The organism is Paracoccus sphaerophysae (genome assembly GCF_000763805.1).
Classification (GTDB): domain Bacteria; phylum Pseudomonadota; class Alphaproteobacteria; order Rhodobacterales; family Rhodobacteraceae; genus Paracoccus; species Paracoccus sphaerophysae.
Genome location: NZ_JRKS01000024.1, coordinates 1 through 13,846, shown reverse-complemented (window position 1 = coordinate 13,846; position 13,846 = coordinate 1). Strand labels below are relative to the sequence as shown.

The 13,846-nt window shown below is 68.1% G+C and carries 12 protein-coding genes and 1 pseudogene; 12 read left to right on the top strand and 1 reads right to left on the bottom strand.

Annotated elements, in window-relative coordinates:
• The first annotated feature begins 17 nt into the window (after positions 1-17).
• The 8 genes from nirB to IC63_RS08810 all read left to right on the top strand — a co-directional run bounded on the left by nirB (position 18) and on the right by IC63_RS08810 (position 10,361).
• Entirely contained in the window at positions 18-2,453 is a 2,436-nt protein-coding gene (gene nirB / locus IC63_RS08845; RefSeq protein WP_036719276.1) for a nitrite reductase large subunit NirB, read from the top strand.
• Entirely contained in the window at positions 2,450-2,785 is a 336-nt protein-coding gene (nirD, locus tag IC63_RS08840) for a nitrite reductase small subunit NirD (RefSeq protein ID WP_036719273.1), read from the top strand. Before nirB ends, nirD begins: the two co-directional genes overlap by 4 nt.
• Positions 2,782-5,388: a nitrate reductase gene (locus IC63_RS08835; protein WP_036719271.1), complete on the top strand. Its 2,607-nt coding sequence runs from the start codon at positions 2,782-2,784 to the stop codon at positions 5,386-5,388. The genes nirD and IC63_RS08835 overlap by 4 nt, the downstream gene beginning before the upstream one ends.
• Positions 5,389-5,452: 64 nt before the next feature.
• Positions 5,453-6,964 (top strand): phage portal protein, encoded by a 1,512-nt coding sequence (locus tag IC63_RS08830; protein WP_036719269.1) that lies wholly within the window; start codon positions 5,453-5,455, stop codon positions 6,962-6,964.
• Between the two features lie 4 nt (positions 6,965-6,968).
• On the top strand, positions 6,969-9,002 hold the full coding sequence (locus IC63_RS08825; protein ID WP_232222564.1) for a prohead protease/major capsid protein fusion protein: 2,034 nt from the start codon (positions 6,969-6,971) through the stop codon (positions 9,000-9,002).
• A gap of 77 nt (positions 9,003-9,079) precedes the next feature.
• On the top strand, positions 9,080-9,415 hold the full coding sequence (locus IC63_RS08820; RefSeq protein ID WP_036719266.1) for a DUF2190 family protein: 336 nt from the start codon (positions 9,080-9,082) through the stop codon (positions 9,413-9,415).
• Positions 9,415-9,726 (top strand): head-tail joining protein, encoded by a 312-nt coding sequence (locus tag IC63_RS08815; RefSeq protein ID WP_036719264.1) that lies wholly within the window; start codon positions 9,415-9,417, stop codon positions 9,724-9,726. The genes IC63_RS08820 and IC63_RS08815 overlap by 1 nt, the downstream gene beginning before the upstream one ends.
• A gap of 5 nt (positions 9,727-9,731) precedes the next feature.
• Positions 9,732-10,361, top strand: coding sequence for a DUF6441 family protein (locus tag IC63_RS08810; protein ID WP_036719261.1), 630 nt, complete (start codon positions 9,732-9,734; stop codon positions 10,359-10,361).
• A 47-nt stretch (positions 10,362-10,408) separates the two neighbouring features.
• Here IC63_RS08810 and IC63_RS08805 read toward each other — a convergent pair whose 3' ends face one another.
• Entirely contained in the window at positions 10,409-10,639 is a 231-nt protein-coding gene (locus tag IC63_RS08805; protein ID WP_232222563.1) for a DUF2188 domain-containing protein, read from the bottom strand.
• A 143-nt stretch (positions 10,640-10,782) separates the two neighbouring features.
• On the opposite strand from IC63_RS08805, the gene IC63_RS17455 reads away from it, so the two are divergent.
• The 4 genes and pseudogenes from IC63_RS17455 to IC63_RS08780 all read left to right on the top strand — a co-directional run.
• A complete protein-coding gene (locus IC63_RS17455; RefSeq protein ID WP_198026289.1) occupies positions 10,783-12,024 on the top strand; it encodes a helix-turn-helix domain-containing protein in 1,242 nt (413 codons plus the stop codon).
• Between the two features lie 8 nt (positions 12,025-12,032).
• Complete coding sequence (locus IC63_RS08790; RefSeq protein WP_036719253.1) at positions 12,033-12,548, top strand: hypothetical protein; 516 nt, start codon at positions 12,033-12,035, stop codon at positions 12,546-12,548.
• 33 nt (positions 12,549-12,581) lie between these two features.
• Positions 12,582-13,001 carry a hypothetical protein gene (locus tag IC63_RS08785; protein ID WP_036719251.1) on the top strand — a complete coding sequence of 140 codons (420 nt, stop codon included), beginning with the start codon at positions 12,582-12,584 and terminating at the stop codon, positions 12,999-13,001.
• A 24-nt stretch (positions 13,002-13,025) separates the two neighbouring features.
• Positions 13,026-13,721 (top strand): annotated as a pseudogene (locus IC63_RS08780) (phage tail tube protein); the annotation flags it as partial.
• Between the last annotated feature and the right edge of the window lie 125 nt (positions 13,722-13,846).

Here is a 13,846-nt window from a genome sequence, read left to right as displayed (position 1 = left end):
TGATGCGAGGACTTCCCATGACACAGCGACTTGTCGTCATCGGCGCCGGCATGGCCTCTGGCCGGATGATCGAGCACCTGCTCGACGGCGCTCCCGAGGGTTGGGACATCACCCTCTTCAACGCGGAACCGCGCGGCAACTACAACCGGCTGATGCTGTCGCCGGTGCTGTCGGGCGAAAAGACCTATGCCGAGATCGTCACCCATGACGACGGCTTCTATGCCGCCCGCGGCATCGCCTGCCGCTTCGGCGAGACGGTGACGCGCATCGACCGCGCCCGGAAGGTGGTGGTGTCGCAGGGAGGCGAGACGCCCTATGACAAGCTCGTCATCGCCACCGGCTCGGCCCCCTTCATCATCCCCGTCGCGGGCCGCGACCTTCCGGGCGTGGTGAGTTACCGCGACCTCGAGGACACCAACGCGATGATTGCCGCCAGCCGACCCGGCGCGAAGGCGGTGGTGATCGGCGGCGGCCTTCTGGGGCTGGAGGCCGCGGCGGGCATGGCCGCGCGCGGCGCCGACGTGACCGTGATCCACCTGATGGGCCACCTGATGGAGCGCCAGCTCGACCCGGCGGCGGGCTACCTGCTGCAGAAGGACCTGGAACGGCGCGGCATCCGCGTCCATTGCAAGGGCGCGACCAAGGCGATCCTGGGCCATGACCGGGTCGAGGCCGTGCTGCTGGAGGATGGCACCGTCTACGGCGCGGACCTCGTCTGCATGGCCGTGGGCATCCGCCCCGAGGTGCGCATCGCCACCGACGCCGCGCTGGACGTCGAGCGGGGCATCACCGTGGACGCCCGGATGCGGACCTCGGACCCGTCGATCTTCGCACTTGGCGAATGCGTCGAGTTCGAGAGCCAGCTTTTCGGCCTTGTCGCGCCGCTCTACGATCAGGCGCGGGTGCTGGCGGATGTGCTGAACGGCGGCGACGCGGGTTTCCGGCCGGTGCAGACGGCGACCAAGCTGAAGGTCACGGGCTGCGACCTGTTCAGCGCCGGCGACTTCGCCGAGGCCCCCGGCCGCGAGGAGATCGTCTTCCGCGACCCCGGCCGCGGCATCTACAAGCGGCTGGTGATCGAGAACGACCGCCTGATCGGCGCGGTCATGTATGGCGACACCGCCGACGGCAACTGGTTCTTCCAGAAGATCAAGGAGGGCACCGACGTCAGCGCCACGCGCGAGACGCTGATCTTCGGCCCGGCCTTCGCGGGGGGCGTTCAGTCGGACCCTCTTGCAGCCGTTGCAGCATTGCCGCTTGAGGCGGAGATCTGCGGCTGCAACGGCGTATGCAAGGGCAGGATCGTGCAGGCGATCGAGGGCGGTGCGACCGACATCGCGCAACTGCGGGCGCAGACAAAGGCCTCGGCTTCGTGCGGGACCTGCACGGGGCTGGTGGAACAGGTTCTGGCGCTGACGCTGGGCGATGCCTTCCAGAAGCCTGCGGCCCAGCCGATCTGCGGCTGCAGCGACCTGACGCATGAGGAGGTCCGCCGCCTGATCAAGGCGCAGGAGCTGAAATCCATGCCGGCGGTGATGCAGGAACTGGGCTGGCGCACCTCCTGCGGCTGCCCGTCCTGCCGCCCGGCGCTGAACTTCTACCTGCTGGCGGACTGGCCACTGGACTATCGCGACGACGCGCAGAGCCGCCTTGTCAACGAACGGCTGCACGCCAACATCCAGAAGGACGGCACCTTCAGCGTGGTGCCGCGCATGTGGGGCGGCGTGACTAACCCGCGCGAATTGCGCGCCATCGCCGACGCGGCCGAGAAATACGACGTGCCGATGGTCAAGGTCACGGGCGGCCAGCGCATCGACCTGCTGGGCGTCCGGAAAGAGGACCTTCCCGCGATCTGGGCCGACCTGAACGCGGCGGGGCTGGTGTCGGGCCACGCCTATTCCAAGGGCCTGCGCACCGTGAAGACCTGCGTGGGGTCCGAGTTCTGCCGCTTCGGCACGCAGGATTCGACGGGCCTCGGGATTGCGCTGGAACAGCGGCTGTGGGGGTCCTGGACGCCCCACAAGGTCAAGCTGGGCGTCTCGGGCTGCCCCCGCAACTGCGCCGAGGCGACCTGCAAGGACGTGGGCATCGTCTGCGTGGATTCCGGCTACGAGATCGGCGTCGGCGGCGCGGCCGGCATGGACGTCAAGGAAACGCAGCGGCTGCTGAAGGCCGGGACCGAGGCCGAGGCCATCGAGATCACCGTGGCCTTTGTCCAGCTTTACCGCGAGCACGCGAAGTATCTCGACCGGCCCTACAAGTGGATCGCCAAGGTCGGGCTGGACTGGGTGCGCGACCAGATCGCCGATCCCGCCACCCGCGCCGGGCTGATCGAGCGCTTCGACCTGTCGCAGCGCGTCTATCAGAAGGACCCCTGGGCCGAGCGTGCCCGCCCGGACGCGGCGCGCCGCTTCCGCCCCGTTGCCGATCTTTCGCTGGAGGCCGCCGAATGACCATCTGGATCGACATCGCCGCGCTGGACGACATCCCGCAGCGGGGCGCCCGCACCGTCAGGACCGCGCAGGGCTGCGTGGCGGTCTTCCGCACCTTCGACGATCGGGTCTTCGCGCTGGACGACCGGTGCCCCCACAAAGGCGGGCCGCTGTCGGATGGGATCGTCCACGGCCACGCCGTCACCTGCCCGCTGCACGCCTGGGTGTTCAGCCTGGAAACCGGCATGGCGCAGGGCGCCGACACAGGCGCGGTCGCGACCTATCCGGCGCGGGTGGAGGCCGGCCGGGTGCTGATCGACGCCGAGCGCCTGATGGCGAGGCGGGTCGCATGATCTGCTCGACCTGTCCCTATTGCGGCGTCGGCTGCGGGGTGATCCTGAGCCCGGCCGGGAACGGCCTGACGGTCAAGGGCGATCCCGACCACCCCGCCAACCGCGGCAGGCTGTGCTCCAAGGGCACGGCGCTGGGCGAGACGGTCAGCCTGTCGGGGCGGCTGGTGTCGCCCGTGATCGACGGGGCCGAGGCGGGTTGGGACACCGCCCTCGACCATGTCGCCGCGCGCTTCCGTCAGACCATCGCGGCGCATGGGCCGGACTCGGTGGCCTTCTACCTTTCAGGGCAGATGCTGACCGAGGATTACTATGTCGCCAACAAGCTGATGAAGGGCTTCATCGGCAGCGCCAACGTGGACACGAACTCGCGGCTCTGCATGGCCTCGACCGTCGCGGGGCACGTCCGCGCCTTCGGCGCCGACACGGTGCCCGGCACCTATGAGGACCTGGACGAGGCCGATCTGGTCGTCCTCGTCGGATCTAACCTCGCCTGGTGCCATCCGGTGCTGTGGCAGCGGGTCGAGGCCGCACGCGCGGCGCGTGGCACGCGGGTGGTCGTGATCGACCCCCGCCGATCGGTCACGGCCGAGGCCGCCGACCTGCATCTGCCCATCGCGCCGGGCGCGGATGTCGCGCTGTTCAACCGCCTTCTGGCCGCCATTGCCGATCGGGGGCTGACCGATGCGGGTTTCCTGTCCCATGTGACAGGCGCCGATGAGGCGATTGCCACGGCCTGCGCCGAAAGCGGCGAGACCGGCCTTTCCCTCGCCGAGCTGGCGCGCTTCATCGAGTTGTGGTGCCGAACCGAGCGCGTCGTGACGGTCTTCTCGCAGGGCGTGAACCAGTCGAGCAGCGGCACCGACAAGGTGAATGCGATCTTGAACTGCCACTTGGCCACGGGCCGGATCGGCCGGCCCGGCATGGGTCCCTTCAGCGTCACCGGCCAGCCCAACGCCATGGGCGGGCGCGAGGTCGGCGGGCTTGCCAACCAGCTCGCCTGCCACCTGTCGCTGGAGAACCCGGACCACCGTGCTGCCGTGGCGGGCTTCTGGAACGCGCCAAGGATGGCCGAGCGGCCGGGGCTCAAGGCCGTCGAGATGTTCCGCGCGGTGAGTGACGGACGGATCAGGGCGCTGTGGATCATCCACTCGAACCCCGCCGTGACCCTACCCGAGGCCGATGCCGTCCGCGCCGCCATCGCCGGCTGCGATTTCGTGGTAGTCAGCGACGTGACCGGCGCGACTGACACCGCGCGGCTCGCGCATGTGCTGCTGCCCGCCGCCGCCTGGGCCGAGAAGTCGGGCACCGTCACCAACTCGGACCGCACGGTCAGCCGCCAGCGCGCCGCCCTGCCGCCGCCGGGGCAGGCGCGGCCCGACTGGTGGGCGCTGGCGCAGGTCGCACGGCGGATGGGCTTTGGGGGCTTTGACTGGGACGGGCCGGCCGCGATCTTCCGCGAGCACGCGGCGCTGTCGGGAATCGCGGGCGGGCTCGGGCGCGACTTCGACATCTCGGGCAAGGCCGGGATGCCTGACGCCGAATACGAGGCAATGGAGCCGTTCCGCTGGCCCTTCACCGCCACCCGGCAAGGCGGCCGCTTCTTCGCGGACGGCCACTTCCTGACCCCCGACGGCCGCGCCCGCATGGTTCCCGTGACCGCCCGCGCGCCCGCGGCGGGGCTGACGCCCGAACGGCCCTTCCGCCTGAACACCGGCCGCATCCGCGACCAGTGGCACACCATGACCCGCACGGGCCGCGCCCCTCGGCTGAACAGGCACCTAGGGGAGCCCTTCGTCGAGGTGAACCCGGCGGATGCGCTTCGGCTGCGCCTGGCTCCCTTTTCACTGGCCGAGGTCACCAGCGACTCCGGCCGGGCGATCCTGCGCGTCGTCGTCACCGATCGCGTCGCCAGCGGCCAGCTTTTCGCGCCGATGCACTGGACCGGCGAAACCGCCCCCACCGGCCGGATCGACGCGGTCATCGCCGCTGCGACCGATCCGCTCTCCGGCCAGCCTGAATCCAAGGCAGCGGCCGTGACTCTCGCGCCGTGGACTGCAGGCTGGTTCGCCTTCGCCGTCAGCGACGACGTCCTTGCCCCGTCCACGCCCTACTGGGCGCGCCGCAAGACCGAAACCGGACTTGCGGCCGAACTGGCCGCGCTCACCCCTCCGTCCGAGGGCGCCGAGGCCATCGCCCGTGTCCTCTTCGGCCTGCCCGACGCCGAACTGATCCGGTCCGACGACCCGGCGCGTGAACTGACGACGCTTTGCTTCGTCAGGGGTGGCCGGATCCGGGCACTGCTGTTCGCGGGGCCGACGCCGGTGAGCCTTGCCCGGGAGAGCGTCATCGCGCGGATCGGCGCTCCCGTCGGACGGGAGAGCTTGGCCCCGCGTGCCGGGACGGATCAACCGGACGAGGGCCCGATCCTCTGCGCCTGCATGGGGGTCGGCCGCAACCGCATCGCCGCCGCCATCGACGCGGGCGCCCGCGACGTGGCGGCGGTCGCCGCCGCGACCTGTGCGGGCACCGGATGCGGCGCCTGCCGTCCCGAGATCGCCGCGCTGATCGCCGTTGCCTCCGTTCCCGCCATGGCGGCGGAATAGTCGATGAAGACACGCGGCCGCTGCCTGTGGCCGGGTTGGCAGGCTTCAGCCGCGGGGATCGCTGATGCCCGCGAATTGGATGGACCATGCCATTGCTTCGGTCGCACCCCGGATGGCGGCCCGGCGAGTGCTGGCGCGGCAGGCCTTCGAAACCCTGACGCGCGGCTATGATGGCGCGTCCAAGGGACGGCGCACGGACGGTTGGCGCGCACCGGGATCCTCCGCCGATACCGAGATCGGCGTGGCCGGGGCGCTCTTGCGCGACCGCATGCGCGATCTGGTGCGCAACAACCCGCATGCGGCGAAAGCCGTCGCAGTGCTGGTCAACAACATCATCGGCGCGGGCATCATGCCGCGCGCCGCCAGCGGCGACGACAAGCTCGACCGCACGGTCGATGCGCTGTTCGAGCGGTGGACAGCGGAGTGCGATGCCGATGGCCAGCTCGACTTCTACGGTCTGCAGACGCTGATCTGCCGCGAGATGATCGAGGCGGGTGAGGTCCTGGTGCGCCGCCGGTTGCGGCGGGCAAGCGATGGCCTGCCGGTGCCGCTGCAATTGCAGGTGCTGGAGGCGGACTTCCTCGACGCCACGAAATCCGGCGTCCTTGGCGGTGCTCGGCTGGTGCAGGGGATCGAGTTCGATCCGGTAGGCAAGCGCCGGGCCTATTGGCTGCATGGCGAGCACCCCGGCGATGCCTGGGGCGCGCTGCAGGGCGGGCTCGGGTCGCGCCCGGTCCCCGCGACCGAGATTGCCCATGTCTATGAGAAGCAGCGCACGCAGGCGCGCGGCGTCCCCTGGGGCGCGCCGGTGATCCGCAGCTTGCGCGATCTCGACGATTACGAGGTGGCCGAACTGGTCCGCAAGAAGACCGAGGCCTGCGTCACCGCCATCGTCTTTGGCGACGACGAGGCCCAGCAGGGGATTGCGCCCTCCGTGGTCGATGCCGATGGCAACCGGGTCGAGCAGTTCGAGCCGGGGCTGATCGCCTATGCCCGCGGCGGCAAGGACATCCGGTTCAACCAACCTTCGGCGACGGGCGGCTACGGCGAATACAAGCGCGCCAGCCTGCACACGATCTCGGCCGGGTTCCGGGTGCCCTATGAATTGCTGACCGGGGACCTCAGCCAGGTGAACTATTCCTCGATCCGGGCCGGGCTCGTCGAGTTCCGCCGGATGATCGACGCCGTGCAGTGGCAGCTCTTCATTCCTATGCTCTGCGCGCCGGTCTGGCGCTGGTTCACCGAGGCCGCATGGGCAGCGGGCCAGATCCCGATCCCTGACGTGCCGGTGGAATGGTCGCCACCGAAGTTCGACGCCGTCGATCCCTACAAGGACGCGATGGCCGACCTGCTGGCGATCCGGACAGGCACGATGACGCTGGCGCAGGCCATCGCCCGGCAGGGCCATAACCCGGACGCGGTTCTCGCGGAAATCGCCGCGACCAACGCCAAGCTCGATGGCCTCGGCCTCGTGCTCGACAGCGATCCGCGCCGCGTCACCAAGACCGGCAGCGCGCAGGCGGGCGAGCCGACCAGTGTCCCGGACGCCCCCGCATCCGAACCAGAGAAGGAATAGGGCCATGCCCGACACGATGATGGCGGCCCCGGTCGCCCTGCCGATGCAGCTGCGGCGCGCGCCCATCCTGCCTGCGACCGTCAACACCGAGGCCCGTTCGGTCGACGTGGTCTTCACCACCGGCGCGGCCGTCCGGCGGCGGCGCTGGACCGGCTGGGACACCTCCGTTCCCTTCGACGAAATCCTCGAGGTCAGCGACAGGGCGGTGGACCTGACGCGCCTCAATGCCGGTGCCCCGGCGCTCGACAGCCATTCGGTCTGGTCCTCGCATTCGCAGGTGGGCGTGGTCGAGCGCGCCTGGATCGAGGGCAAGGAAGGCAAGGCCACCATCCGCTTCCCCCGCGAAGGGCTCGACCAGGCCGCTGACCGCATGTTCGGCCTGATCAGCGACGGCATCATCCGCAACGTCTCGGTGGGCTATTCCATTGAGAGGGTGAAGGTGGTCGAGCCCGCCGCGAAGGGCGAGGTCGAGCAACGCATTGTCGAACGCTGGACCCCGCTGGAAGTCAGCTTCGTGACCGTTCCCGCCGATCCCCGCGCGCAGGTCCGCGCCGCGGATCAGGCCAGCTATCCCGTCGAGATCGTCGACACCCGCATTCAAAAGGAGGCATCCATGCCTGAGAGCACGACCACCGTGGCCGGGGATGTCCCCGCCAGCAATGACACCCGCCAGCAGCCCGTCGCGGCCCCGGCGAGCCCCGAACCGACCGCCGCGCGCATGCCGGAGCCGGCGCCTGCGCCCGACAGCGAGGCCATCGCCACCCGCGCCCGCGAGGCCGAACGCGACCGCGTCTCCACGATCTACGATCTGACCAGCCGTCTGAGCCTCGAACGCAGCTTCGCCGAAGATCTGGTCAAGCGCGGCGTCAGCGTGGACGAGTCCCGCCGCCTGATCCTCGACCAGGTCGCCGCAAAGTCGGACGAGACCCGGACCTTCCCGCATGTCTCGGTCCCCCTCGGTGGCCGGGACGAGCGCATCACCCGCCGCGACGCGGTGGCGAACGCGCTCCTGCACCGCTACAGCCCAACGCTGTTTCCGCTCGAGGATGCCGCGCGCCAGTATCGCGGCATGACGCTCCTGGAACTCGCCCGCGAAAGCCTCGGCAATGCCGGGGTGAACACGCGCGGCCTGTCGCGCGACGAGGTGGCGACGCGTGCGCTGCATTCGACCTCAGACTTCCCCGAGATCCTGTCGGCCGTCACCAACAAGACGCTCCGGCAGGCCTATGACGCCTATCCCCGGACCTTCGCGCTCTTCTGCCGCCAGGTGCTGGCGACCGACTTCAAGTCGATGCACCGGGTGCAACTGGGCGAGGCGCCGCAACTCCTCGAAGTGGGCGAAAGCGGCGAGTTCAAGCGCGGGACGCTTGGCGAGAGCAAGGAGAGCTACAAGGTCAAGACCTATGGCCGCGTCGTGGCGATCACCCGGCAGGTGCTGATCAATGACGATCTCGACGCCTTCACCCGGATCCCGGCGATGTACGGCAACTCCATCGCCCAGCTGGAAAGCGACGTTGTCTGGGGCATCATCACCTCGAACCCGGCCATGGCCGACGGCAACGCGCTGTTCCACACCACGCACAAGAACCTCGCAGGCACCGGTGCCGCCCTGGACGTCGCCAGCGTCGGCGCGGCCCGGGCTGCGATGGCCCTGCAGACCGGCCTCGACAAGAAGACGGTGCTGAACATCCGCCCGGCCTTCCTGATCGTCCCGGCCGCGCTGGAACTGAAAGCAGAACAGCTGGTGGCCCAGAACCTCGTCCCCGCCGACAGCGCCAAGGTGGTGCCGGAGTCGATCCGGACGCTCTCGCCGATCAGCGAGCCGCGCCTTGACGCGGCCAGCGCCACCGCCTGGTATCTGGCCGCAAGCCCCAACCAGATCGACACCATCGAATACGCCTATCTCGAGGGCCAGCAGGGCGCCTACATCGAGACCCGCAACGGCTTCGATGTCGACGGGGTAGAGATCAAGTGCCGCCTCGACTTCGGCGCCAAAGCCATCGACTGGCGCGGCCTCTACAAGAACCCGGGCGCGTAACCGGCACCCCATGCTGAACCCTGACACACGGGCGGTCCTCACGGGCCGCCCTTCGTCTTTCCACAAGGATCCTTCCCATGAAAACCTACGTCCAGCCCGGCAACACCATCACCCTGACCGCGCCATATGCCGTCGCATCGGGCGATGGCCTGCTCGTCGGCTCGATCTTCGGCGTGGCCTCCGGCACCGCCGCCCTCGGCGAAACTGTCGAAGCCGCGCTCGTCGGCGTTTATGAGCTGAAGAAGCTCGGCTCCCAGGCATGGGCCGTCGGCGACCGCATCTATTGGGACAACACCGCCCGGCAAACCACCAAGGTCACCACCTCGAACACGCTGATCGGCGTGGCGACCGAGGCGGTGGCGGGTGGTGCTGGCGATGTGGTCGGCCGGGTGCGGCTGAACGGCGCGTTCTGATGAGCGCCTTCGCCGCCGCCGTCGGCGCGCTCTTCGCCGATCCGAACATCGGGCGCGATGCGGTCTACATCGCCGATGGCGGCGCGCCGGTCCTGGTGCGTGTCGTCGCCAGGCGTGCCGATACCGTCACAGACTTCGGCGACGCGCGACTCTGGTCCGAGACCACCCGGATCGACCTGCGGGTCGTCGAGGTGGCGAACCCACGCCCCGGCGACCGCATCGAGATCGACGGCGACGCCTTCCTCATCCAAGGCGAGCCCGTCCGCGACCGCGAGCGGCTGGTCTGGACCGTCGATCTGCGCCCGGCGTGACCGTGATGAAACTTAAGCTCGACATCGATCCCGACATCGTCGCGATGATGGCGGCCGAGGTCGCGGCGGGCGAGCGGGCCGTGTCGGCCGCGATCCGCGAGGCCGGAACCGGGCTGAAGGCCGCCTGGCGGCTGCAGATCACCGGCGCGGGGCTCGGGCCTCGGCTTGCCCGCACCATCCGGTCGGAGCAGTTCCCCAAGGCGACGCCCAGCCTGAACGCGGCAACCGTGGTCTGGTCTTATGCCCCCGTCATCGTCGGTGCGCACGACACCGGCCCGCTGATCCGCTCGAAGAACGGCTTCTGGCCAGCGATCCCGCTCCCCGCCGCAGGCAAGTCCCGGCGCGGCGGCCGGATCACCCCCGGCGAATGGGAACGCCGCACAGGCCTGCGCCTGCGGTTCATCTATCGACGCAGGGGACCTAGCCTGCTGGTGGCCGAGGGACGGCTGAACACGAAGGGCCTTGCCGTCGCCTCACGGTCGAAGACCGGCCGGGACCGTGTGACAGTGCCGATCTTCCTGCTGGTGCCGCAGGTCAAGCTGCCGAAGCGGCTGGACCTCGCGCGGGACGCGGAGCGGGCGCATGACGCGGTGCCGGGGCTGATTGTGGCGAACTGGGTGGAGGGGCAGCTCTGAGGCGCGAGTGGTCGCGCGGAGGACCATAAAGGTCCTCCGCGCGTTTCTCAGCCGCGGGGCGGGAACGGGTCGTTTCCGTAGCTATTGCGCTCGCGGATCCGGCCGTCACGTCCGTGGATCAGAACTTCGCTCTGCTGGTTGCGCGCAATCTCGGTGGCCCGATTGATTGCTTCGGCCTGAGTGCCGTAACGCGCCGTGTCGCGGTTGTTCCCAGCGCCAAAGACTGCCCAACCGTCCTCGCGCCGAACCACGTGCTGGTTCTTGCCTGCCATTTCCATCACCTCCTTTCGGTGGCATGCCGACGATGTGGTGTGTGACAATCGAACGTTCAAGTAAGAATTTGACGTTATGGTTCTGGCAGCCTATCTTGTGCCCATGCAAGGGCCGGGAGAAGCCCGACATGCACACCGAGGAACCCGTCATGAATCGCATCGAATTGTCCCGTCGACTGAGGGAGGCACGAGAACTCGCATCAATCAGTCAGGGTGACGTGGCTGAAGCTCTTGGCCTTCCCCGTACGGCTGTCACGCAGATCGAAGGAGGGAACCGCGCGGTATCCACCATGGAACTTGCGCGACTGGCGGACCTCTATCGTCGGCCAGTCAGCTGGTTCCTCGCAGACGTTCCGGACGCGGATGAAGACGTAGTAGTGGCGCTGCATCGGATTGCACCTGGCATCGATGCAACTCCGGAAATCCGGATCGAGGTAGACCGCTGCGTGCAGATCTGCCGTGAAGGTGTCAGTTTGGAAGAGTTGCTCGGGCGTGAAGAGCGCGATGGGCCGCCTGCGTACCGTGAGCCAGTACCAAGATCGACCGGGGAAGCTGTCGCTCAGGGCGAGCGGGTCGCTGAACAGGAACGGAGACGCCTCGAACTTGGGAGCGCTCCGATTGCCGACATGGCGGGACTGCTGGGCGATCAGGGGATCTGGGCATCGGTGGTGGATCTTCCTCACACCATGTCAGGACTGTTCCTGCATCATCCGAGCATTGGCATGGCAGTGCTCGTGAATGCGGCGCATGTGCGTGCGCGCCAGCGTTTCTCACTAGCGCATGAGTATGCGCATGCCCTTCTTGATCGCGACCGTGTGGTTGGCGTGAGCAGCGCCGACAACAGCCGTGAGCGCATAGAACAGCGCGCGAACGCTTTCGCCGCAGCCTTCCTGCTTCCGGAGGCCGGTCTCGAGGAAGAGCTGCGACAGCTCGGCAAGGGTCAGCCTGCACGTACCGATCAGATCGTCTTTGATGTGGCGACCGGTGGAAGCATACAGGGCCAGCTGCGTCCGGCACCTCGCTCCCAGACGATCGGCTTTCAAGACGTCGCGTTTATCGCGCACAGGTTCGGCGCAAGCTATCAGGCGGCGGTCTATCGACTGAAGAGCCTGCGCCACATCAATCAGCCGGAAAGCGACCTGCTGCTGTCTCCCGAGCAAGAGGAAGCGGGAAAGGACTACCTGCGGGCCTTGGACCTCTTCGAGGATATTGAGGCGCCAGTCAGCAACAAGAGAGGAACCCGAGAGCTTCGGAGCCGCGTGGCTCACCTGGCCCTTGAGGCTTATCGGCTGGGCGAGATTTCGCGAGGACGCCTTCTGGATGTGGGTAAGACCATCGGCGTCGATGGGCGCAAGTTGCTCGAACTTGCTGAGGCCGCGCGAGCTGAGTGACGTCCAACATGCTGAATCCTCCGCCCGTTGTCCTCGTCACAGACACCTCTGTGCTGGTGAACTTCCTCCGCATCGATCGGATGGATCTGATCCGGAACCTTTCACCGCAGTTCCTCGTGACAGACCATGCCGTCGGCGAAATCACGGAGGTCTATGGGGACCAATTGGCGCGGTTCGAAGCTGCGTTGACCGCAGGATGCTGCGAAGTTTGCCGGGTGGAGAGCGATGCAGCCTTGGAGATGTTTGGGCAGCTCACGGGTACGCATCGCCTTGGTATCGGCGAAAGTGCGACGATCGCACATGCGGTGTCGATTGGGGCCGGCGTCGCGCTGGATGACAGGCGTGCTGCGAATGAAGCCCGCCGCATCAGCGATGGCTTGGTCCTTCTCGGCACGGTCGACCTGACCAGACAAATGATCGTCGAAGGTTTGCTAAGTGTAGAGGTCGCTGACGCCATCAAGGACGATTGGGCGACGAACCACCGTTTCAGACTGAAGATCGGGAGCTTCAGGGAACTTCTCTGACCGTGCAAACCGCTAACGTGCCAAGGCGGAAACATGCCCACCCCCCGCGAAACCATCCTCGCCGCGCTGCACGCGCGGCTATCGGCGCTGTCCGCCACCGCCCTCCGCGGTGACGTCCTGCCCGAGCGCGTGCCTGCCGCAGGCCTCCTGATCCTGCGCGACGGCGAGCCGGGAGAGCCCGAGGTGACGCTTTCACCGCTGCGCTACCATTATCAGCACCGGGCCGAGATCGAGGCGGTCGTGCAGGGAGCCACCCGTGACGCAGCCTTCGACACGCTATGCGCCAGCATCGGCGCGGCGATCGCCGCCGACCGCACAATGGGCGGTCTCTGCGACTGGGTCGAGGCAGAAGCGCCGCGTCCGGTCGATCTGCCGGTCGAGGGCGCCGCCAGCCTGAAGGCGGCGGTGATCCCGATCGTCCTGCACTATTCCACGGCCGACCCGCTCGGCTGACCCCCTTCACCACAGGAGACTACGATGGCACGAGCCCATGGGGCGCGGGCGCAGATGGCGCTTGCGTTCGAGACCGTCTATGGCACCGCGCCCGCCTCGGGCTATCGCACGGTGCCCTTCGCCAGCACCACGCTCGGCTCCGAGCAGCCGCTGATCGCCTCGGAACTCTTGGGCCAGGGACGCGATCCGCTGGCCCCAATCAAGGACGCGGTCACCGCCGATGGCGACGTCGTCGTGCCGATCGATGTCGAGAACTTCGGCCTGTGGCTGAAAGCGGCCTTCGGTCAGCCCACGACCACCGGCACGACGCCCAAGACCCACACCTTCCAGTCCGGCAACTGGACGCTGCCGAGCATGTCCATCGAAACGGCGATGCCCGAGGTGCCGCGCTATGCGATGTACACCGGCTGCGTCTGCGATCAGTTGTCGTGGCAGATGGCACGGTCGGGGCTGCTTCCGGCGACCGCACGGTTGGTGGCTCAGGGCGAGAACGTCGCCGCCACCACAGCCGCAGGCACGCCCACCTCGCTGGCGCTGCAGCGTTTCGGCCACTTCAATGGCGCGATCACGCGGAACGGCTCGCCCCTCGGCAACGTCATCTCGGCCGAGATCACCTATTCCAACGGCCTCGACCGCATCGAGACGATCCGCTCTGACGGGCGCATCGAGGGGGCCGACCTCGGCATGGCCGCGCTGACGGGCCGGGTGGAAGTGCGCTTTCCCGCAAGGATCGCGTTCACGTAGGCGACGGAGTAGTTGTTCGCGTTGACCAGCAGTTCAGCCGCCTCGATCTGGCGCATGGTCTTCATCTTGCGAAGCGCATCGAACACGGCATTCGTGCAGGG

Coding starts and splice junctions, on each gene's coding strand:
- IC63_RS08785 (WP_036719251.1), top strand. CDS start 12,582: ATGCCCACCCCCCGCGAAACCATCCTCGCCGCGCTGCACGCGCGGCTA.
- IC63_RS08820 (WP_036719266.1), top strand. CDS start 9,080: ATGAAAACCTACGTCCAGCCCGGCAACACCATCACCCTGACCGCGCCA.
- IC63_RS17455 (WP_198026289.1), top strand. CDS start 10,783: ATGAATCGCATCGAATTGTCCCGTCGACTGAGGGAGGCACGAGAACTC.
- IC63_RS08825 (WP_232222564.1), top strand. CDS start 6,969: ATGCCCGACACGATGATGGCGGCCCCGGTCGCCCTGCCGATGCAGCTG.
- IC63_RS08810 (WP_036719261.1), top strand. CDS start 9,732: ATGAAACTTAAGCTCGACATCGATCCCGACATCGTCGCGATGATGGCG.
- IC63_RS08790 (WP_036719253.1), top strand. CDS start 12,033: ATGCTGAATCCTCCGCCCGTTGTCCTCGTCACAGACACCTCTGTGCTG.
- IC63_RS08815 (WP_036719264.1), top strand. CDS start 9,415: ATGAGCGCCTTCGCCGCCGCCGTCGGCGCGCTCTTCGCCGATCCGAAC.
- IC63_RS08830 (WP_036719269.1), top strand. CDS start 5,453: ATGCCCGCGAATTGGATGGACCATGCCATTGCTTCGGTCGCACCCCGG.
- IC63_RS08835 (WP_036719271.1), top strand. CDS start 2,782: ATGATCTGCTCGACCTGTCCCTATTGCGGCGTCGGCTGCGGGGTGATC.
- nirD (WP_036719273.1), top strand. CDS start 2,450: ATGACCATCTGGATCGACATCGCCGCGCTGGACGACATCCCGCAGCGG.
- nirB (WP_036719276.1), top strand. CDS start 18: ATGACACAGCGACTTGTCGTCATCGGCGCCGGCATGGCCTCTGGCCGG.
- IC63_RS08805 (WP_232222563.1), bottom strand. CDS start 10,639: ATGGAAATGGCAGGCAAGAACCAGCACGTGGTTCGGCGCGAGGACGGT.